Below are 18841 nucleotides of genomic sequence, written 5' to 3' on the forward strand. Positions count from 1 at the left end.
CTTGCCCGACCCATCAAACCGGCAGGACACCGCCGCTGCCACGCAGAACAGCACGCAGAACAGCACGCAGAACTGCGCTTCAGGTTGTCCTCGCCGTCAAAGCCTCGCGTTCGGCTGCGGACTCCTCCTCCTCGAGCCGCGTACGGGCGAACAGGCGGACCAAGTCATGGAACTCGTACCGGCCGTCGGTGCCGTCGAACAGCAATCCGAGATCGACGAGTTCGTCCAGAGCGTCCCAGGTAGCTTCCAGTGGCATATCGCTGACGACCGCTGCTTGCGCGGCATCGAAGTCCCCGCCCGGTATCGCCGCCAGCCGCCGAAATACCCGGCGAGCGTCGTCCGCGAGTTGCTCGTACGACATGGCGAACGCGGTCGCGATCTTCAGATCGCCGGCCTTGAACTGCTCCAGGCGATGCTCCTCGTCGGCCAGCCGGTTCGCGAGTTCGGTGAGATCCCACTTGGGCCGGCTGATCAGCCGATTCCCGATGATCCGCAGCGCCAGCGGCATGCCTTCGCACAGGTTCGCAAGCTGTGCGAGCGCCGCATGCTCGCCGGAGGCTTCCCGCTCAGCCACAATCCCCGCGAGCAGCTCGGTTGCTTCCGGCAACGACATCCGTCCGAGCGTATGCCGATGTACACCCTCGAGGCCGGCCAGCACTCGCCGGGCGGTGATCAGCACCCGGCTGGAACCGTCCGCCGGCAGCAGCGGGCGTACCTGCTCCTCCGACCCGGCATTGTCCAGAACGATCAGCGCGCGCTTGTCTCCCAGTTTGGACCGGTAGACCGACGAACGTCCGGCGACATCGTCGGGGATGTCCTCATCCGCGACACCGAGCGCCCGCAGCAGTCGCCACAAAGCGTCCTGGCTCGTTGCAGGTCGCGGTGACATGCCCAACAGGTCGATGAAGAACACCCCGTCAGGGAAGCTCGGCCGCAGGACCCGGGCGGCGCGGACAGCGAGCGTGGTCTTCCCCATGCCCCCTGACCCGGTGATGAGTCCTACCGGACTTGCGCCTCCCGCATGGTCGGGGGACATCAGCTCGTTGATCAAGGCCAGATCTGTGGCCCGGCCGACGAAGTCGTCAACCTGCCGCGGCAGCTCACACAACCGGGCCGGACGGGTCCAGTGGTCCCGCAGCCGCCCGGTGCGGGCGAGTTCGACGAACTGTTTGTGAGCCTCCTCTTCGAGGGCAAGCGCATCTGCCAGAGCTGTGACGGTTCGGTGTTGAGGGCCCCGACTGCGGCCCCGTTCCATGTCCGACAAAGCCCTGGCGCTGACCCCCGACAGCTCGGCCAACTGCTCCAACGTCAACCGCGCCGCGCGCCGATGGCCGCGCAGCAGCTCTCCGAAACTCACACTCGTAACGATGCGCAAAACCATACCCACGAGCTGGGTCGTGGTGGAAGACTAGGCATATGCGGTTGAGGTTCTCAACTATCACTTTGACTTTAGCCTGTAACATGCTGGTGTGCGTAGTTATGACCAGTACTGCTCGATAGCCCGGGCGCTCGATGTCATCGGCGATCGCTGGACGCTGCTGATCGTGCGAGAGCTCCTCCTGCAAGGCCCGTGTCGTTTCACCGATCTGAAGAACGGCCTGCCCGGCGTCGCCACCAACATGTTGTCGGGTCGGCTCAGGGAACTCGAGCAGACTGGACTGATCACCCGCTATGACGCACCGCCGCCGGTAGCGAGCGTGCTGTACGAGCTGACGCAGGACGGCGCGGATCTGGAGCCCGTCCTGAAACAGATCGGCCTGTGGGGGCTGCGCCGAATGGCCGAGGACCGTGCCGACGACACGTTCCAAGCCTCGTGGTTGGCCTACGCCCCCGCGTGGTTCACCACCGACGCCGACCCCGACGGACCGCCGGCCACGATCCAGCTTGTCGCCGGGGAACAGAAAGCAGTGATCGCACTGGAAGCCGGCCGCGTCCGCACCTGGGTCGGAGACGTCGAACGTCCGGATCTGGTCATCGACGGGCCGCCACGTGCAGTACTCGGCCTGGTGATCGGAATGACCGACCTCAAAGCAGCCAAAGCACTCGGCTCGACGATCCGCGGCAAGCGTCAGCTACTCCAACGCCTACGCCCGCTCGCAACCACGCCAGAGGCTGACTGACGGTACGAGGCAACGGCGGTCATATCGCCCGCGCGTCACTGCGCGAGCCAGCTGACATCTGGTTGTTGATGATTGCGGCCACGTGTTCGGGTTGGTCGTGCTGGGGATAGTGGCCGGCATCCTGCACCAGATCGAGCGATGCGGCCCCGAACAGACCGGCGAGCTCGGCGGCGAGATCGGGGCCGAGGTAGCGGTCGTTCTCGCCGAATATCACGGACACGGGGACGTCGAGCCGGCGGAGGGCGCCTTGGTCGACGAGTGTTTCTTGCGCTGCGAGCGATTCGAGCCAGTCGGATGTCCAGTGGCGGATGGCTGCGAGGGCGTCGGGTTGTTCGCTGCTGCCGTAGAGCTGCGGGGCGATCGACGTTGCGCGGATCCCGTCCGGATCAGAATCCAGCTCCCACTGCACGCCCCATCGCGTCAGCAGCCACAGCCGCTGCTGCTGGTCGGCGAGCATGTCGTCAGCGAGCGAGGCCAGCTCCGGTTGCGCGAGCAGGCGGGTCATCTCGGGCATGATCAAGGATTTGCGCTGCCCGAAGGTGGTGTTGAGTAGAACGACCCGCTCGACGCGATCGGGCTCAGCGAGAGCGAAGCGCACCGCGTCGGGGCCGGACCCGTCGTGGCCGACCAGGATCGCGCGTTCAGCGTCGAGGCCGTCAAGCACGGCGGATATCTGCCCGAGGTGTGCCTGGGAGTCCGACTCGGAGTCACTCTGATCTACCGGCCTGCCGGATCGGCCGTATCCCACGAAGTCGAACGCAGTCGCGGCGCGCGGAGCGAGCGCGGACAACAGCCGGGTATAGATGCGCTGGTCGTCGGGGAAGCCGTGGAGCAGGACGACGGGCGGTCCCTCGCCGTTGGTCGTCGTGGCTGCGATTCGCCCGTACGGGGTGTCGATCTGCCGTAGAACCGGGTGCTGTGCGGGCGCTGGTGTCGTCATCAGACCACCTTCTTCTCAAGGGTTTCGGGCCAGCCTATGCAGCGGTGGTTTATAAATTCAAGCATCACGGTACTTTCTTCAACAGCGTGCGGCGGGCGGAGAGCATCGCGGCGACCAGTTGGGTCCCGGGGCTTGGTCGTGCGCCCGGGCCGGGCAACGCGTTGAACTCGCCTGGACGGACCGGTTCGCCGCAGGTGTCGCAGCTCACGACCGGGGTGGATCGGTGCCCGCAGGGCTGGTGCTCGAAGAGCACGGGAGGGCCGCCGTCGGGGGTGGCCCAGCGGTCGCCCCAGGCCATCAGGGCCAGGAGTACGGGCATCAGGTCCCGCCCGGCCTCGGTCAGCAGGTACTCGTGCCGGGACGGGCGCTGGCTGTAGCGGCGCCGGCTCACGATGCCGTGCTTGACCAGGTGGGTGAGGCGGGCGGTCAGCAGGTTCCGGGAGATGCCGAGATCTTGGACCAGGTCGTCGAAGCGACTGAGGCCGTAGTAGAGGTCGCGGACGATCAATGGCGTCCACCAGTCGCCGATCAGCTCCAGGCTGCGGGCGATCGAGCACTGCATCGAGGCAAAGCTTGTCTGTCGCATGGCACCAGCCTTGTAGTTGCTTTTCTCAACTCTCTACTTTAGCCTCTCAATCAGTAAGTTCAATCCAAGAACTCAGGAGGCTTCATGAAGGGCAGAGGGCTTGTGCTGGCGGGCCTGTGCCTGGCGGCGTTGATCATCAGCCTGGACATCACGATCGTGAACGTTGCGTTGCCGACCCTGGTCGTACGGATCAATGCGACCACCACGGATCTGCAATGGGTCGTCGACGCTTACAATCTGGTCTTCGCCGCGCTGGTCCTGGCCTCCGGGAGTCTGTCGGACCGGCTGGGCCGCAAGGGAATGCTGCTGTCCGGCCTCGGTGTGTTCGCGGCGTCGAGCCTGGTCGGAGCGTTCGCCGGAACGCCCGGTGAGCTGATCGCGGCCCGCGCGGTGATGGGGCTCGGTGCGGCGATGATGTTCCCCGCGACGCTGTCGTTGTTGACCAACGTGTTCACCGCTCGGCGGGAGCGGGCGGTGGCGATTGGTCTGTGGGGCGCCACGACCGGGGTCGGGATCGCGACTGGACCGATCATCGGTGGGTGGTTGCTGGAACGCTACTGGTGGGGCAGTGTTTTCGTGTTTATGGCGCCGGTGGCGGTGGTGGTCGCGCTGGTCGTCGCGGTGGCGGTCCCGGCCTCCGCGATCCTCGTACTCCGCGGATCGACTGGACCGGCCTGGTTCTTTCTGCCGCCGGTATGGGGCTGGTCGTGCTGGGATTGATTCAGGCTCCCGGCTGGGGCTGGGGCTCGGCGCGGACGATCGGCGTGCTCGCCGCGGGTGCTGTCGTACTGGCGGTTTTGGTAATCGTCGAGAGCCGGGCCGCTCATCCGATGGTGGATGTCTCGCTGTTCCGTGACCTGCGTTTCACGGCGGCCAGCGGCTCGATCGCGATCGCGTTCTTCGTGCTGAACGGGTTCATCTTCCTGATGACCCAGTACATGCAGTTCATCAAGGGCTATGGCCCGCTGAGTACCGGTGTGCGGCTGCTTCCGGTGGCCGGGTCGGTGGCCGTGGCGGCCGTGGTCGGGACCAGGCTGGCGGTGCGGATCGGCAACAAGCTGGTCGTCACAGGTGGATTGCTGTGTTACTGCGCGGCTCTGTTCTGGACGTCGACGGTGTCCCAGGGGACCTCGTTCGGGGTCATCGCCGTCCAGGGTGCGCTGTTCGGGTTGGGCATGGGACTGACCCAGGCGCCTGCCACCGAAGCCGTCATGGGTGCGGTACCGCCGGAGAAGGCCGGCATCGGCTCGGCCGTCAACAGCGCCGTACGGTTGTTCGGTGGCACCCTCGGCGTCGCCGTGATCGGCAGTGCCGCCGCATCGCTGTACACCAACCGGTTGGCGTCAACGCTTCCCTCGAGCCTTCCGGCGTCCGCTATCAGCGCTGCGAACGGCTCGGTCGCCGGTGCGGCCACCGCTGCAAAACGCATCGCCGACACCGGGCACCCCGCCCTCGCCCATGGCCTCACCGACGCGGCGAACCTCGCGTTCATGCACAGCTTCGCCGGCGGATGCGTGGTCGCTGCCTGCGTAGCCGCCGCCGGCGCAATCACCGCCTTCGTACTCCTCCCGGCTCGCCCCGACCAGCCCACGAGAGCGGCGCAGCCCGCCGCAGCCCAGCAAGGTCGACCATGAGCCAAATCGTGGTGTCGCACGGCTACGGCGCGAGTGAGGACAGCGTCTGGTTCCCGTATCTGACCGAGCAACTGGCGGCGGCCGGGCACCGGGTCACCGTGCCTCGGCTGCCTGACACCGCTGCCCCGCGGCTGGAGCCTTGGCGCAGGACCTTCGGCGAGGCGGTGCTGGCCGCTGGTCCCGCCGAGTCCACCGCGCTCGTCGGGCACAGCATCGGCGCTGTCAACGTACTGCGCTTCCTGGAGCAGCATGACCCCTCCACCCACGGGGTGTTCGCGGGGGTTCTGCTGGTGGCGGCCTCCGCCCACGAGGTCGGCTACGACGAGCTCGCCGAGTTCTTCGAGGGTGGCTTCGACTGGGAGCGCATCCGCCGCTCGGCCCGCCAGTTTCGGGTCCTCCAGGCCATGGACGACCCGGTCAACCAGCCTGACCCGATCGAGCACGTCCGCCTGTTCGTCGAGGGACTCGGCGCGACCGCCGTCGTAACGCCGACCGGCGCCCACTTCGGCGCCACCCCGGACGACCACGTCGAGGTCCCCGAGATCGTGCGGCTCGTCACCGACCTACTCGCCTGACGATGCCAGGAGAAACGCGTGCAGCTTGCCTACGACGATGAGGGCCGCGGTGAGTGCGTCGTCCTGATTCACGGGCACCCGTTCGATCGCCGGCTCTGGGGACCGCAGTTGGTCGCCATGCGTGACGGCTTTCGGGTGCTCGTTCCCGACCTGAGAGGGTTCGGCGAAAGCCCTGTTGTACCTGGCTCGGTGACGATGCGCGAGTACGCCGACGACATCGAGCACCTGCTGGATGACCTCGGGATCACGCGCGCGGCCATCGTCGGACTGAGCATGGGTGGACTGGTGACCATGGATCTGGCCGTGTCGCGGCCTGAGCGCTATTGGGCCATCGGCCTCGTGGCCACCACGGCCGAACCCGTCACGGCACAAGAGCGGTCCATCCGGCGGCAGCGGGCCGAAGCGGTCGAGCGGGATGGCATGGGCGTACTGGTGGACTACATGCACACCGGACTGTACGGGCCGAGGTCTACGCCCGCCATCCGCGCCCGCATCGACGCGATGATGGCTGCGGCCTCACCCGCCGGCGCGGCGGCAGCACTGCGCGGCCGAGCCGAACGGCCGGACTATCGGCCTCTGCTCGCTGCGCTCGACGTTCCGGCGTTTGTCTGCGCGGGATCGGCAGATCCTTGGTCCAACCAGCAGGTGACCGCTGAGATCGCCGCGTGTCTCAAGGACCCCACACTGCTCGTGATCGACGACGTCGGCCATCTGCCTAACCTGGAAGCTGAACACGAGTTCAACCACGCCCTACGCACATTCCTCGAAACCCACGCGCCACCCGAACCACGCGTGCCGATGAGCCGGGGCTAGCGGGAGGGTCGTCGTGATTGTTCGGATATGGCGTACGCGGATCGACGAGGAGCGCGCTGGGGAGTACGACCGTTTCGTGGTGGAGCGGTCGCTGCCGATGTTTCGGCGTCAGCCGGGGTTGGCGACCGTGTACTTCACTAGCACTGGAGAAGAAGAGCGGGCTGTCGTGACGGTCTGGGCTGATGCTGCGGCGGTGTCGGCGCTCGACACCTCGGACGACTATCAGGAGACCACTGCCGCAATCCTCGCCGCGGGCTTTCTGCGGCCGCCGCAGACGATAGAACTGATGCCGGTCGACCACTCCTGGTCGACCGGCACCCGCAGCGAGACGGCTTGAGTCGGGGGTGACGCGGGCTGACCGCCAGGATCAGTCGGGTAGCCCCCAGAAGGAACCGTGCAGGCCGACTTTGGCGAAGTAGGCGGTGGCCGAGGAGGGGTCGCGGCGGGTGTAGCCCGGCTCCAGGCGCCCGGTGTACCAGTCGCCGGCCAAGCGCCACAGCGTACGCAGATCCATGACGTAGCCACGTTCATGACCCGTTTTCTGCAGCCAGGCGTCGACGCAGTCGGGGGAGCAGAACAGGCGCTGGTTGCCGCAGGCGTACACGACGTCGTCCCAAACCCGGTTCATCGGGGTGAGGAAGTGCGCGACCTGGTCACCGTTCGGGGGAGCCTGTCGTCCTACCACCCAGGCGTGCGGGGTGTCGCAGGCGGGGCAGCGGGTGGCAACCAGGACATCGGACTCGTCCTTGAGCAGGTGGGGCACGGCGAACGAGTCCCACGCGCAGCCGCCCCACCACAGCGTGTGTGCTCCCATGACGGAGAAACCGAGCGGCACGGACGCGAACGGGTGGGCCATCACAACCAAGTCGTTGTCCTGCAGGACCAGATCACGGCGTTCATGAAGGCCGCGGAGTTCTTGACGTACCTGGTCAGGGGCTAATGCCGTGAGTGCGGCGAGTTCAGGCACGCCCGGCGCCCGTCCGGTGCGCGCGAATCCCTGGTAGACGGCCAGACGAACCCTCTCCGTCCCGTCAAGGCTCGTCGGTATGTCTGCGACGCTCTCGGTCATTCCCGTGTTTTCCTTCGCTGGTTGAGGCGCTGGCTTTCAGTGTGCGCCTCATCGAGCCGAAAGATTCCTGGGTTCCACCGACCGTGCGGCGGTGGAGGCCCATTGCACCGGTCTGGCGCGGACCGCGCACGCGGTGCTAGAGGGTCCACAGCGCTTGGGTGGGGGACATGCGGGCGGCGCGCAGTGCGGGGAGTAGTCCGGCGATCGCGCCGATCAGGATGGTGGCGGCGAGGCCGCCGGTCCAGGCGATGGTGGGCACGACGATGGTCCAGTTCTTGCTGATCGCGTAGACGGTGGTTGCGGTGATGCCGAGCGCGACCCCGATGACGCCGCCGAGAACGGACAGCAGGATGGCCTCGGCGAGGAACTGGGTGCGGATGTGTCCTTTGGTGGCGCCGAGGGCTCGGCGGAGTCCGATCTCGGGCCGGCGTTCGAGGACCGAGATGACCATCGTGTTGGCTACGCCGACCGCACCGACCAGCAGCGCCACGGCCCCCAGACCGAGGAAGAGCGAGTTGAAGGCGGACTGAGCCGCGGCTCGCGCAACCAGGGCGTCGGAAGGCTGGCTGACGTTGACCTCGTTGGGAGCTTGGGGGTTGGCGGTCGCGGCCAGTACGGAGTGCACGGCGTCGACTTGGCTGGTGTCGGCGCGCAGGTAGATGGTGGTGGGGTGGCCGTCGAACCCGAGGTACTTCTGCGCCGCCGGGAACCCGACCAGAACGGCTGTGTCGATCTCAGGCGTCAGTACTGCGGGGTTCAGGATGCCGGCGAGGTAGAACCATTGGCCGCCGACCCAGATCCGCTGGCCCGGGTGGATCCGGGTGATTCCGAGGCGCTTGGCTGCGTCGGTACCGAGTACCGCAACTGGTTCGCGGGCGGTGCCGGCGTTGAGGTACCGGCCCTGGGCCACGGTGGTGCCGACGGTGCGCGGCAGGTCGAGGCTCGCGGCCTGAACAGACAACCCGTTCGTGTTGACAGCGGGAATGAGCTTGCTGCGATAGGCCTTGGCAGCGGTACTGCCGATGGCCTCGACCTCGGTCACCGGGCCGATCCTGGCGATCATTCCGGGTGCCTGTTCGGGGAGTTTGGCGGTCTTGCCGAACATCGTCTGGCCGTTGGTGACGGTCAGCAGGTTCGTACCGAGCCGGTCGATCTCGGCGAGCAGGCCAGCCTGGGAAGAGGCTGACAGGCCGAGCACGGCGACGATGGCGGCCACCCCGATGGCGATGCCCAGGGCGGAGAGCGCGGCGCGTACCTTCCTGGTTCGCAAGCCGACACTGGCGACCCGGGCCAGATCGGACAACCGGAGCCGCCGGGCCGCGGTGTGGGTGCTGGTCATGACTGCGCCCTACCTTTCTGATCGGCGGTGTCGGCGACGATGACGCCGTCGAGCATCTCGACCTGGCGGTTCATCCGGGCGGCGACGTCCCGGTCGTGGGTGATCACCAAGATGGTCGTTCCGCCCCGGTGCAGGGCGTCCAGGAGAGCGAGGATCGACTGGCCGGTGGCACGGTCGAGATTGCCGGTGGGTTCGTCGGCCAGCACGATCGCGGGTCTGCCGATCAAGGCCCGGGCGATGGCGACCCGTTGCCGCTGGCCGCCCGACAGTTGCGTCGGGCGGGCGTCCATCCGATCAGGGAGGTCGACCGCTGCGAGTGCCTCGGCAGCCAGTTCGCGGCGCTCGCGGTGCGGGGTTCCGGCGTACAGGAGTCCGTCGGCGACGTTGTCGAGGACGGTGGCGTGTTCGGCGAGGAAGAACTGCTGGAACACGAAACCGATCCGGGTGGCGCGCAGCCGGGCAACGTCTCGATCCGTCATTGCCGAGGCGTCCAGCCCGGTGACCCGGACAGTGCCGGTCGTTGGCCGATCCAACGTCCCCATCAGGTGCAGCAGGGTCGTTTTGCCGGATCCGGACGGCCCGACGATCGCCACGAGTTCGCCCGACTCGATTGTGAGGTTCACGTTACGCAGGGCCGTGACCGGTGGTTGGCTCGGATACACCTTCGTCACTGCCGCTAGTTCGAGGACAGTCATGAGGACGGCACCACCACTTGCTGACCGGCGGCCAGGCCGGCTCCGATGACCTGGACCACGCCTGCGTCGTCATCGAACAACCCCATCTTCACAGGCAGCAGCCGATGCGTTCCTTCTGCCGAGACGAGTTCGAGGGCGTAGCCGCCACCGGCCAGGGCCAGCAGGGCCTCCACGGGTACGACCAGGGCGTCCTTGATCTTGGCTGTGGTGATTCCGATCTTGACCGGCGCCTTGTCCAAGCTGCCGGTAGCTGCCTGGTTGGTCGGGGTGATGCTGACATCGACGGTCGGCGAGCCCGACCCTGAGGCCGGGGCAGTCGCGACCTTGCCCACCGAGGTCACCCGGCCGGGTGTGGTCTTGCCGTCCGGCAGCGTGATGGTCACGCTGTCACCTACTTTCAGCTGTGAGCGTTGGGTGGTGGCGAGCTTGACCGTGACCACCCGGGCGGTGGAGCTGGCCTGCAGCACCGGGCCGCCCGGTCCGATCGGTGCGCCTTGCATGGCGGAGGTGGCGGTGACCCGCAGAGCGCCCGGTACGAAGATCACCTGACCCAGTTCGAGCTTGCCGGTCTCCTCCACCCCCAGGTCGGCCTGGAGCTTCTTGACAGCTCGCGTCGTGCGCCAGCCGAACTCGTCCGAGTCCGGGTCGAGTTGGGCGGCGGTCGCGTAGCCGAGGGCAACCAAGTTGGCGTTGAGTTGCCGTACGTCCTGGCCGCTCACGTCGGAGGCATCGGCGCCTGCGGCCAGGGCCCGATAGACCGGCGACGATCCGTACAGCAACACCACAGGCGCCCCGTCGACGCGGTACAGGATCTCGCCACGCCGAACCAGCTGGCCCACCGTCGGCAGCGAAGTCACCACGCCCCTGGCCTGATTCACCACGTTGTAGCTGCCGGCATATCCCAACGTGCCGTCCATGGTGGTCTGCGCCGACAGCGATCTACGAGTCACCTTCGCCAGCGCCGTACCGGAGCTGATGCCGTCCGTGCTGCTGACCGGGGTCGGGGTACCGAACGGATGAGCCAGGTCGAAGCCGAACGGCTGCGTACGATCCACCGCGAACACGGCACCGGCCAGCACGATCACCCCGACCCCGGCCACCAGCCGCCGTCTCACTTCCCGTCCCCTTCAGACATGCTCGGCCCGTCCCCACCCGACGGGAGCAGCGCCTTGCAGGCTTCCTGCGCGGCCTTGAACTTCGGGTTGTCGGGGTTGAGCTCAGGGTTCTGAGAGCTCTGGACCTGGGGGCCGTCGCCGGCGGGCGGGTCGGGGAAGGACTTCACTCCATGGGCGCGGATGCACTTGGCGTACTGCAGACCCTCCGCCCGGACCTTCTTCTTCTCCTCCGTCCCGAGGCCCGGCCGTAGCGCCTTGCAGGCCTCCTCGGCGGCCTTGAACGTCGGATCGTTCATGTCCAGCCCGTTCCCGGGTTCGGCGTTCATCACGATCTCGCCGTTGGCGTTGGGATCCGGGAAGTTCTTCACACCGTGCGAGCGCATACACGCCGAGTAGCCCAACGCATCGGGCGTCGAGCTCGCGCTCGCCGTCGGCGACGAACCGGCCGACGGCGTGATGTCTGCCACCCCGGGGGACGCCGATCCGTCGCTGCCGCAGCCTGTCGCCAGCAGACCGGCCGCCAGCATCATGGCGGCCAGGAGACCTGCCCGCCGAGTGGTGTCGTTCATGATGAATGTCCTTTCGCAGCCAGTGGATGAAACCTGTCTGCGTCCAGTTCTAGGGATCCGGCGGTTTCGGGACGGTATCGGTGAGATCGGCGAGATCGGCGCGATCCGACCGCCTGCCGAGCGAAACCATGCCGAAACCCCTGCCGTGGATACTGGAACTGACCTGCTACCTGGTCGGTCAGGAAGGGCGGAAACGGTGCGGATACTGGTGATCGAGGACGACGACGTACTGGCCGACACCATCGCCGTCGGACTGCGCCAGGCGCAGATGGCCGTTGACATCGCCCTCGACGGCCCGACCGGGCTCGACCGGGCCCTGCTCAACGACTACGACGTGATCGTGCTCGACCGGGACCTCCCCGGCCTGCACGGCGACGAGATCTGCGCCAAGCTGATCGCCGCCGGTTGCCGGAGCAGGATTCTGATGCTCACCGCCGCGGCGTCCATGGACGAGCTGGTGGACGGGCTCGGCCTCGGCGCGGACGACTACCTGCCCAAGCCGTTCGACTTCCCCGTACTCATCGCCCGGATCGGCGCCTTGTTCCGGCGGGCCCAGCCCGCCATTCCGCCGGTACTGCGCCGTCACGACGTAACCGTGGACACCGCGCAACGTCGTGCCTGGCGATCCGGCCAGCGGCTCGACCTCACCCCCAAGGAGTTCGGCGTACTCGAGCTCCTGCTGGCTGCCCAGGGCCGAGCCGTCTCCGCCGAGGAACTCCTGGAGCGGGTCTGGGACGAGGCTACCGACCCGTTCACCAAGGCGGTCAAGATCACCGTCAGCCGGCTCCGCGCCAAGCTCGGCGCACCCCCGATCATCCAGACCGTGGCCAAGTCCGGCTACCGGATCTAGGGACGAACCATGCGCCTGAAGCTCGCAGCCTTCGTCGCCCGACTGCCACGCCGCACGGTGCGGTTGCGTCTCACGCTGACGTACGGCGGGCTCTTTCTCGCCTCCGGCGCCGCGCTGCTGGCGATCACCTATGTGCTGGTCGTCCACGCCACCAGCGGGTTCACCTTCACGGGCCAGAACGGCTCCGTCGCCAGTGTGAGTTCGCCGGGCAAATCTGCTGCGCCACGAGCCCAGGAGCCCACCAACCTGACCCAGAACGGAACCTTGCCAGGTCTCACGCCGGAGCAAGCCCGGGCCAGTGTCGAGCAACTGCAGGCTCAGGCCGCCCAGCAACGGGAGGCGCAGCTGCACCAGCTGGTCACCCAGTCCGGTATCGCCCTCGCGATCATGGCGGTCGTGTCGATCGCGCTCGGCTGGATCATCGCCGGCCGCATGCTCCGGAAGCTGCGTACCATCACTACAGCCGTACGGGAGATCTCCGCGACCAACCTGCACGACCGGCTCGTTCTGAGCGGTCCCAACGACGAGATCAAGGAACTCGGCGACACGTTCGACGGGCTGCTGGCCCGCCTCGAGGCCTCCTTCCAGGCCCAGCGGCGGTTCGTCGCCAACGCCTCCCACGAACTACGTACCCCGCTGACCCGGCAACGTGCCCTCGCCCAGGTCGCACTGGCCGACCCCGACCCGACCGTCACCTCGCTGCGTACCGCACACGAACGGATCCTGACCTCCGGAGCGCAGCAGGAACGACTCATCGACTCACTGCTCACCCTGGCCCGCGGGCAGGTCGGCCCCGGCGACTACCAGCCCTTCGACCTCGCGGACCTCACGTACGACGCCTTGTCCGTACGCCGCCCCGCCGCCGAGGCCCGCCAGCTCTCGCTCGACACCCGGCTCCGCCCGGCCACCGCCAGCGGCGACCGGCAACTGGTCGAGCGGCTGATCACCAACCTCATCGACAACGCCATCCGTCACAACACGCCGGCAGGCTCGATAGTGGTGACCACTGACACCCGGGCGGGAGCCGCAGTCCTGTCCGTCACGAACAGCGGACCGGTCATCCCACCCGAGGAGATCGACCGGCTCTTCGAACCGTTCCAGCGCCTAGGCACCGACCGCACCCATCACACCGAAGGCCACGGCCTCGGCCTCTCGATCGTCCAAGCCATCGCCGACACCCACAACGCCACCATCACCACCAAGACACCCCCTGACGGCGGCCTGGAAATCGAGGTGAGCTTCCCCGCCGGGGACGCCGCGCCACCAGACAGCCCGCCCGCCGGTGCACGGCGCACGAGGCTCGCCCTACGCTGACCAGCAACCATCCTCTGGACCACTCCAACTCCCGCAACGCGGCGCCGGGCGGTGCAGGCTCGCGACAGCTGCGGGCCCGGGGCTGAGGTCTCACCACGCGTCGAAGTGCAGGATTTCGTCGAGCGGCTTCCGGCCGGCGGGTTTGAAGTCGGTGCCGATCGAGTACGCGGTCGGGATCAGGACGGCCTGCCGTAGATCGCCGGGCAGGCCGAGCAGCTCGCTGATCTCACGCTCGTACTTGAGGTGCAGCGTTGTCCACGCCGTACCGAGTCCACGCGAGCGCGCCGCCAGCATGTAGCTCCAGGCGGCCGGCAGGATCGATCCCCACAATCCTGCCTGGTTGCCCGCGGGCAGGTCGGCGGCCTGGATACACGGGATCACTAGAGCCGGTACGTCGCCCATGTGCTCGCCGAGGTAGGCCGAACTGCTGCGGACCCTCTGCTGGACCGCTGCTCGGTCCGGATCGAGAGGCGCCTGGGTGGCATCTCTGTCGTCGAAGTACTTCTGCAGCGATCGGCGGTAGTACTCGCCGATGACCTTGCGCTTGTCCGGATCCGTGATCACCAGCCAGTGCCACGTCTGGCCGTTGCTGCCTGACGGAGCCTGTACGGCGATGTCGATCAGCTCCCGGATCAGCTCACGGGCGACAGGTTTTTCCAGATCCAGCCGCTTGCGAACGGTCCTCGTTGTCGTGAGCAACTGATCGGGCGACAGGTCGAGCTTCGAGTTCATGCAGAAAGCCTTTGCGAGTCGAGAGTGGTCGCGGTCCGCAATGCGGATCGTCGTACTCGGTTGCTGAAACTGGCCGGCGAGCAGGACTTCGTCGCGCCGGCACCGCTGTTCCTGGTCTGGCCGGCCGACCTCGCGCGGGCGCGGCACGTGACCACCGAGCTCGGCCTGCCGCCGCACATCTCTCCGGTCTTCGGGCTGACCGTCGGCCTCCCGTCCGCGCCGTTGTGGACGATCGGGTTCACTTCAGGGCCATTCCCGGTACGCGGGCGCGGATCGCGTCCAGCTCGGCCTCGTCGGAGATGCCCTGCCAGTCGTAGCGCGGCGTGTACGGGGTGATCAGCTCGCGCACCTCGTCATCGCTGAGTTCCACGTCCAGCGACGCCACGGCGTCGTCGATCTGCCGAACCGAACCTGCGCCGACCAATGGCGCGACGACCACCGGCTGGCGACGCAGCCATGCCAGCGCGATCTGAGCCCGGCTCACACCGTGCACGTCGGCGACCCGCCCGACCGCGTCCACGATCGCGTGATTGGACGCCTCCTCGCTGTGCGAGTAGAGCTGGTCGGCGTACGCGCCGTCGGTCGCGGCCCGTGCGGTGGACTTCGCGTCGTCCCAAGCGCGGGCCAGCCGGCCGCGCGCCAGCGGGCTCCAGATGATCGTGCCGACACCCTCGTCCAGACACAGCGGGATCATCTCGCGCTCCTCCTCGCGATGCAGGAGGTTGTAGTGGTTCTGCATGGACACGAACCGGGCCCAGCCGTGCTGCTTCTGCAGGTGCAAGGCCTTGGCGAACTCCCACGCCGGCATCGAGGACGCGCCGAGGTAGCGGACCTTGCCCGCCTTGACCAGGTCGCTGAGGGCCTCGAGCGTCTCCTCCAGCGGTGTCGCGTGGTCGTTGCGGTGCACCTGGTAGAGGTCGATGTAGTCGGTGCCCAGCCGGCGCAGCGAGTGCTCGACCTCGGTCATGATCGCCTTGCGGGACAGGCCCCGGCCGTTGGGACCGACGCGCATCGGGTGCCGCAGCTTGGTGGCGATCACCACGTCGTCGCGGTCGGCGAAGTCCTTCAGGGCACGGCCGAGGATCTCCTCGCTGGAGCCGTTGGAGTACATGTTCGCGGTGTCGAAGAAGTTGATGCCGACGTCGAGGGCGTGCCTGATCAGTGGGCGGGCCTGGTCCTCGCCGAGGGACCAGACGGGGTGGCCGCGGTCGGGTTCGCCGTAGGTCATCGCACCGATCGCGATCGGCGAGACGTCCAGGCCGGTGCTGCCGAGCTTCACATAACGCATGGGGTTCTCCTGCGAAGATGAACATGCGGAGCATCCTCCGCAAGTACTCGCCAAACTAGCGGAGGATTGTCCGCAAGTCAAAGGTGCGGCATCATCGGGGCATGACCGACCAGATCCCGAGTACGTACGGCACGCAGCGCAAGGCCGCCGCGCGCAACCGGGTCGCGATCATCGAGGCCGCTCATGAGCTGTTCGCGGACAACCCGCTCGTGCCGCTGAGCGAGGTCGCCAAGCACGCGGGCGTGGGCGCCGGAACGTTGTACCGGCATTTCCCCACCCGCGAGGACCTGATCCTGGCGGCGTACCAGCACGACATCGAGCGTCTGACCATCGCCGCCGACGAGGTGCTGGCACGTCACTCATCGGCCAAGGCCGCGTTCATCGAGTGGTTCGAGACCTTGTCGGCCTACATCCGCATCAAGCACGGACTCGGTGACGCATTGCACAGCGCCGCGACCCAGGAGGTGATCAGCGCGTCCTGGGTGCCGACCACCGCCGCGGTGGCGAAGCTGGTCGATGCCTGCGTTGCCGAGGGCACCATTGCCCCCGGGCACGACCCCGCCGACATCATCATGCTGATGAGCTTCCTGTGGCGCGTCGCGAACAACGACGACGGCGTCGCGCAGGGACGACGCCTGATCGCCGCCGTGTTCGCGGGTCTGAAGAACGCACCCCAGCCGATCTGACCGCACCCTTACGGCAGATGAGGTTGCCAGGAGGTTTTACCGGGGCGGGCCGAACCCTCCCCAGACAGCGACGGAACGGACTGAGCTATGTGCGTGGACGTGGTAGCTGTCGCGCTCGACCTTGCGGAGGCCGGCGGCGTGGTTGTACTGGGCGGCGAACACGTGCTGTCCGGCGGGCACCGTACGGCCCGGCTTGAGGGCCCAGCGGTAGAGCAGCGCATCGCCGGACTCCTGAACGGTGACGGTGAAGTCGTCGCCCGGCAGGGTCTGCCAGTTGCCGGTGCTCCGTACGTCGCCGGTCCGGGCGATGCGCAGTTCCACAGTGAGTGAGGTGAGCGGGTCGATGGTCTTGAGGGTCAGGTTGTTCTGGGCCCAGTAGACGGTGCTGTGCTCGTCCAGCGAGCCTTCGGACCACAACGGTCCGTCCTCGACCCGGCTGCCGGCTGGCGGAGTTGGGCGCGCGCTGCCCGAGGTGGAGGGAGCCGGACCGGTAGTGGTGGTGTGGGTTGACGGCGTCGGAGTGGACGTGACGGTCGGGGGAGGGACTGTCCGCGACGGGACCGTGTGAGTGGGTGCGGTGGCGGGCGGCGTCGGAGCTCCGCCCATGGCGGCGACGGCGACGGCCAGACCACCGGTCGCCAGGGTGGCGGCGGTGATCACACCGACGATCGCCGCCCGGGGCCACGACCTCGTGATCGAAGGCGTACGGTGCCGGAGGTTGGGGCCGGCCGCGCCGCGCTCCACGCGCGCCAGGATCCTTGCGCGGTTGGGCTCGTGAGCCTCGGCGGCCGCGCGCAACTGTCGCCTGATCTCGTCGTTCACCGATTCCTCCTTCCTGCCGCCAGTTCGCCGGCCGCTTCCGCGCCGAGTAACGATTCGAGCTCGGCCATCCCCTTCGAGGTCTGACTTTTCACCGTACCGACCGAGATGCCCAGCGCGGCGGCGGTGTCCTTCTCCGACAGGTCGAACGCGTGGCGCAGGACCACGCACGCCCGCTTGCGGAACGGCAGCCGGGCGAGCGCGGTACGCACGTCCATCACGACCGCAACGTTCGGCCCGTCCACCGGCTCCGTACCGCGGGACCAGAACAGCGCTACCCGCCGTCGCTCGCGGACGCTGCTCCGGATCCGCTCCCGGGCCAGATTGGCCACCACGCCGCGGGCGTAAGCGACCGGGTGTTGCGCGGCCCGCAGCCGGTCCCAGCGCTGCCACAGGGCGACCAGCGCGTCGGCGGCGAGGTCGTCAGCTGCGTCCTTCTCGCCGGTCAGGAGGTGGGCAAGACGCGCCAGTTCGGCGTAGTGGCGTTCGAAGAAGTCCTCGAACTCCGCGGACGCGTCGTCGGCCAGCATGTCCCGCGGTTGCCCTCTCCCTGCGATGTTCGCGTTAACAATCCGGCCGAGCGTAACGCTCAATGCCGGGCGAACTGGACCCGGGTCGGCTGCGCGACGTCCGGTTTCAAGGCGATCCCGTCGATGGTCAGCCGCTCACCGTAGATGTCTGTGACCCTGATCGCTCTGCCGCAGCCGTTGCCGTCGGGGGCGAGGAAATAGTTGTAGTCGGTGCGATGCAGCTTTCGCCAGCCTTTGGCGGTACGGACCTCGAGCGCGGCCACCGGGTTGCGATGGCCGATCACCTGGATGCCGCACCAGTACTGACTGGACCCGGTCTTGTACCGGATCGAGACCGTGTCGGACGCGGCGGGGCTGAGCAGCGTCCAGGTGATCGGGACCCGGCCGACGGAGAGATTCGCGAGTTTGGCGAACGCCTGCTGGCTGAGGTCGAGTTGCCCGGGCGCACAGGGCAGCGGGCACTCGTTGACTATCCGCACCGTGACGGAACGCCCGTTGGCAGCGCGGACCCGTACGTACGCTCCGCACGCCTTGGCCGACTCGTAGTCGGTGTAGTTCATCGCCGCGATCATGAGATCGCCGGACGGGCCGAAGAGGCAGGCGCCGTTCCCGTCACCCGCCTCGTAGGCGGTCGCGACGCCCCGGTAGCGGACGGCGGGCTTGATGCGCCCGGCCAGCGGCGCTGTCGACGCCGCGGAATCCGGGTGCGGGGTGGTGGAAGACGTATGCGGGCTCGTGGCAGGCGTACGCGGGCTGATGGGAGGTGTACGCGGGCCGGTGGTAGGTGTACGCGGGCTGCGAGAAGCGACGGGTGGCCTGCCGGCGGCCGACGGCGTTGGCGTACCTCGCGGCGGAGTCGTGATCTGCGCGTGGGTCGGTGCCGTCGTGGCGTCATCCGCCGCGGTCGGTGAGCCGGAATCGGCCGGGACGCTCGCCGGGGCAGATGTAACCGGCTCATCGGCGGTACGCCGGGTATCAGGGCCACCCCCGATGAGCAGCGCGGCGGCCAAGCAGACCACAACGCCGACCGCCGGCAGAGCCACCGGAAGGCCGACGGCCCGCCGGCCCCTGCGCGGCGGCTCCGCCGCGCCGTGCTTCGTTGTCCTCATATCCATCCGTTCGGTAGATCGACGTTCCACCGCGCAGTTGCCGCCGAAACCGAAAAGG

At 67.8% G+C, this 18841-nt stretch carries 22 protein-coding genes; 9 read left to right on the forward strand and 13 right to left on the reverse strand.

Translation table 11 applies throughout. The features are described from left to right. Positions 1–79: 79 nt before the first annotated feature. Entirely contained in the window at positions 80–1357 is a 1278-nt protein-coding gene (locus ACFYRU_RS30650) for a helix-turn-helix domain-containing protein (RefSeq protein ID WP_387664826.1), read from the reverse strand. A gap of 112 nt (positions 1358–1469) precedes the next feature. Between ACFYRU_RS30650 and ACFYRU_RS30655 the strand changes: the two genes are divergently transcribed. After that, a complete protein-coding gene (locus tag ACFYRU_RS30655) occupies positions 1470–2120 on the forward strand; it encodes a winged helix-turn-helix transcriptional regulator (RefSeq protein WP_387664828.1) in 651 nt (216 codons plus the stop codon). 19 nt (positions 2121–2139) lie between these two features. Here the strand turns inward: ACFYRU_RS30655 and ACFYRU_RS30660 are convergent, their stop codons facing one another. Both ACFYRU_RS30660 and ACFYRU_RS30665 read right to left on the reverse strand, forming a co-directional pair. Then, a complete protein-coding gene (locus ACFYRU_RS30660) occupies positions 2140–3060 on the reverse strand; it encodes an alpha/beta fold hydrolase (protein ID WP_387664830.1) in 921 nt (306 codons plus the stop codon). A gap of 64 nt (positions 3061–3124) precedes the next feature. Then, entirely contained in the window at positions 3125–3646 is a 522-nt protein-coding gene (locus ACFYRU_RS30665; RefSeq protein ID WP_387664832.1) for a winged helix-turn-helix transcriptional regulator, read from the reverse strand. A gap of 84 nt (positions 3647–3730) precedes the next feature. On the opposite strand from ACFYRU_RS30665, the gene ACFYRU_RS30670 reads away from it, so the two are divergent. The 5 genes from ACFYRU_RS30670 to ACFYRU_RS30690 are packed head-to-tail and all read left to right on the forward strand — an operon-like array spanning position 3731 to position 7005. Beyond that, complete coding sequence (locus ACFYRU_RS30670; protein WP_387664835.1) at positions 3731–4366, forward strand: MFS transporter; 636 nt, start codon at positions 3731–3733, stop codon at positions 4364–4366. Then, positions 4354–5280 (forward strand): MFS transporter, encoded by a 927-nt coding sequence (locus tag ACFYRU_RS30675; protein ID WP_387664838.1) that lies wholly within the window; start codon positions 4354–4356, stop codon positions 5278–5280. Before ACFYRU_RS30670 ends, ACFYRU_RS30675 begins: the two co-directional genes overlap by 13 nt. Continuing rightward, positions 5277–5855, forward strand: a complete 579-nt coding sequence (locus tag ACFYRU_RS30680) for an RBBP9/YdeN family alpha/beta hydrolase (RefSeq protein ID WP_387664841.1) — start codon at positions 5277–5279, stop codon at positions 5853–5855. Before ACFYRU_RS30675 ends, ACFYRU_RS30680 begins: the two co-directional genes overlap by 4 nt. Positions 5856–5873: 18 nt before the next feature. Continuing rightward, positions 5874–6668 (forward strand): alpha/beta fold hydrolase, encoded by a 795-nt coding sequence (locus tag ACFYRU_RS30685; RefSeq protein WP_387664843.1) that lies wholly within the window; start codon positions 5874–5876, stop codon positions 6666–6668. A 13-nt stretch (positions 6669–6681) separates the two neighbouring features. Next, positions 6682–7005 carry a hypothetical protein gene (locus tag ACFYRU_RS30690; RefSeq protein WP_387664845.1) on the forward strand — a complete coding sequence of 108 codons (324 nt, stop codon included), beginning with the start codon at positions 6682–6684 and terminating at the stop codon, positions 7003–7005. 30 nt (positions 7006–7035) lie between these two features. On the opposite strand, the gene merB is transcribed toward ACFYRU_RS30690, so the two are convergent. From merB to ACFYRU_RS30715, 5 genes are all read right to left on the reverse strand, one after another. Beyond that, positions 7036–7737 (reverse strand): organomercurial lyase, encoded by a 702-nt coding sequence (gene merB / locus ACFYRU_RS30695; protein WP_387664847.1) that lies wholly within the window; start codon positions 7735–7737, stop codon positions 7036–7038. 136 nt (positions 7738–7873) lie between these two features. Beyond that, complete coding sequence (locus ACFYRU_RS30700) at positions 7874–9076, reverse strand: ABC transporter permease (RefSeq protein ID WP_387664850.1); 1203 nt, start codon at positions 9074–9076, stop codon at positions 7874–7876. Next, on the reverse strand, positions 9073–9771 hold the full coding sequence (locus ACFYRU_RS30705) for an ABC transporter ATP-binding protein (protein ID WP_387664851.1): 699 nt from the start codon (positions 9769–9771) through the stop codon (positions 9073–9075). Before ACFYRU_RS30705 ends, ACFYRU_RS30700 begins: the two co-directional genes overlap by 4 nt. Further along, positions 9768–10886 carry an efflux RND transporter periplasmic adaptor subunit gene (locus ACFYRU_RS30710; RefSeq protein WP_387664854.1) on the reverse strand — a complete coding sequence of 373 codons (1119 nt, stop codon included), beginning with the start codon at positions 10884–10886 and terminating at the stop codon, positions 9768–9770. Before ACFYRU_RS30710 ends, ACFYRU_RS30705 begins: the two co-directional genes overlap by 4 nt. Next, entirely contained in the window at positions 10883–11455 is a 573-nt protein-coding gene (locus ACFYRU_RS30715) for a hypothetical protein (RefSeq protein WP_387664856.1), read from the reverse strand. Before ACFYRU_RS30715 ends, ACFYRU_RS30710 begins: the two co-directional genes overlap by 4 nt. Positions 11456–11651: 196 nt before the next feature. Between ACFYRU_RS30715 and ACFYRU_RS30720 the strand changes: the two genes are divergently transcribed. After that, positions 11652–12305 carry a response regulator transcription factor gene (locus ACFYRU_RS30720; RefSeq protein WP_387664858.1) on the forward strand — a complete coding sequence of 218 codons (654 nt, stop codon included), beginning with the start codon at positions 11652–11654 and terminating at the stop codon, positions 12303–12305. Positions 12306–12314: 9 nt separating this feature from the next. After that, positions 12315–13619, forward strand: coding sequence for a sensor histidine kinase (locus tag ACFYRU_RS30725; protein ID WP_387664860.1), 1305 nt, complete (start codon positions 12315–12317; stop codon positions 13617–13619). Positions 13620–13709: 90 nt separating this feature from the next. On the opposite strand, the gene ACFYRU_RS30730 is transcribed toward ACFYRU_RS30725, so the two are convergent. Both ACFYRU_RS30730 and ACFYRU_RS30735 read right to left on the reverse strand, forming a co-directional pair. After that, a complete protein-coding gene (locus ACFYRU_RS30730; RefSeq protein WP_387664863.1) occupies positions 13710–14351 on the reverse strand; it encodes a nitroreductase family protein in 642 nt (213 codons plus the stop codon). A 238-nt stretch (positions 14352–14589) separates the two neighbouring features. Further along, complete coding sequence (locus ACFYRU_RS30735; RefSeq protein ID WP_387664865.1) at positions 14590–15639, reverse strand: aldo/keto reductase; 1050 nt, start codon at positions 15637–15639, stop codon at positions 14590–14592. 101 nt (positions 15640–15740) lie between these two features. Between ACFYRU_RS30735 and ACFYRU_RS30740 the strand changes: the two genes are divergently transcribed. Further along, entirely contained in the window at positions 15741–16325 is a 585-nt protein-coding gene (locus ACFYRU_RS30740; protein ID WP_387664868.1) for a TetR/AcrR family transcriptional regulator, read from the forward strand. A gap of 36 nt (positions 16326–16361) precedes the next feature. On the opposite strand, the gene ACFYRU_RS30745 is transcribed toward ACFYRU_RS30740, so the two are convergent. The 3 genes from ACFYRU_RS30745 to ACFYRU_RS30755 are packed head-to-tail and all read right to left on the reverse strand — an operon-like array spanning position 16362 to position 18783. Then, positions 16362–17147 carry a hypothetical protein gene (locus tag ACFYRU_RS30745; RefSeq protein ID WP_387664871.1) on the reverse strand — a complete coding sequence of 262 codons (786 nt, stop codon included), beginning with the start codon at positions 17145–17147 and terminating at the stop codon, positions 16362–16364. Continuing rightward, positions 17144–17674, reverse strand: a complete 531-nt coding sequence (locus ACFYRU_RS30750) for a SigE family RNA polymerase sigma factor (RefSeq protein ID WP_387664873.1) — start codon at positions 17672–17674, stop codon at positions 17144–17146. The genes ACFYRU_RS30745 and ACFYRU_RS30750 overlap by 4 nt, the downstream gene beginning before the upstream one ends. Before the next feature lie 59 nt (positions 17675–17733). Beyond that, positions 17734–18783, reverse strand: coding sequence for an expansin EXLX1 family cellulose-binding protein (locus ACFYRU_RS30755; RefSeq protein WP_387664876.1), 1050 nt, complete (start codon positions 18781–18783; stop codon positions 17734–17736). Positions 18784–18841: the final 58 nt, after the last annotated feature.

It is taken from the genome of Kribbella sp. NPDC004536 (genome assembly GCF_042873835.1).
In the GTDB taxonomy this organism is placed as follows: Bacteria; Actinomycetota; Actinomycetes; order Propionibacteriales; family Kribbellaceae; genus Kribbella.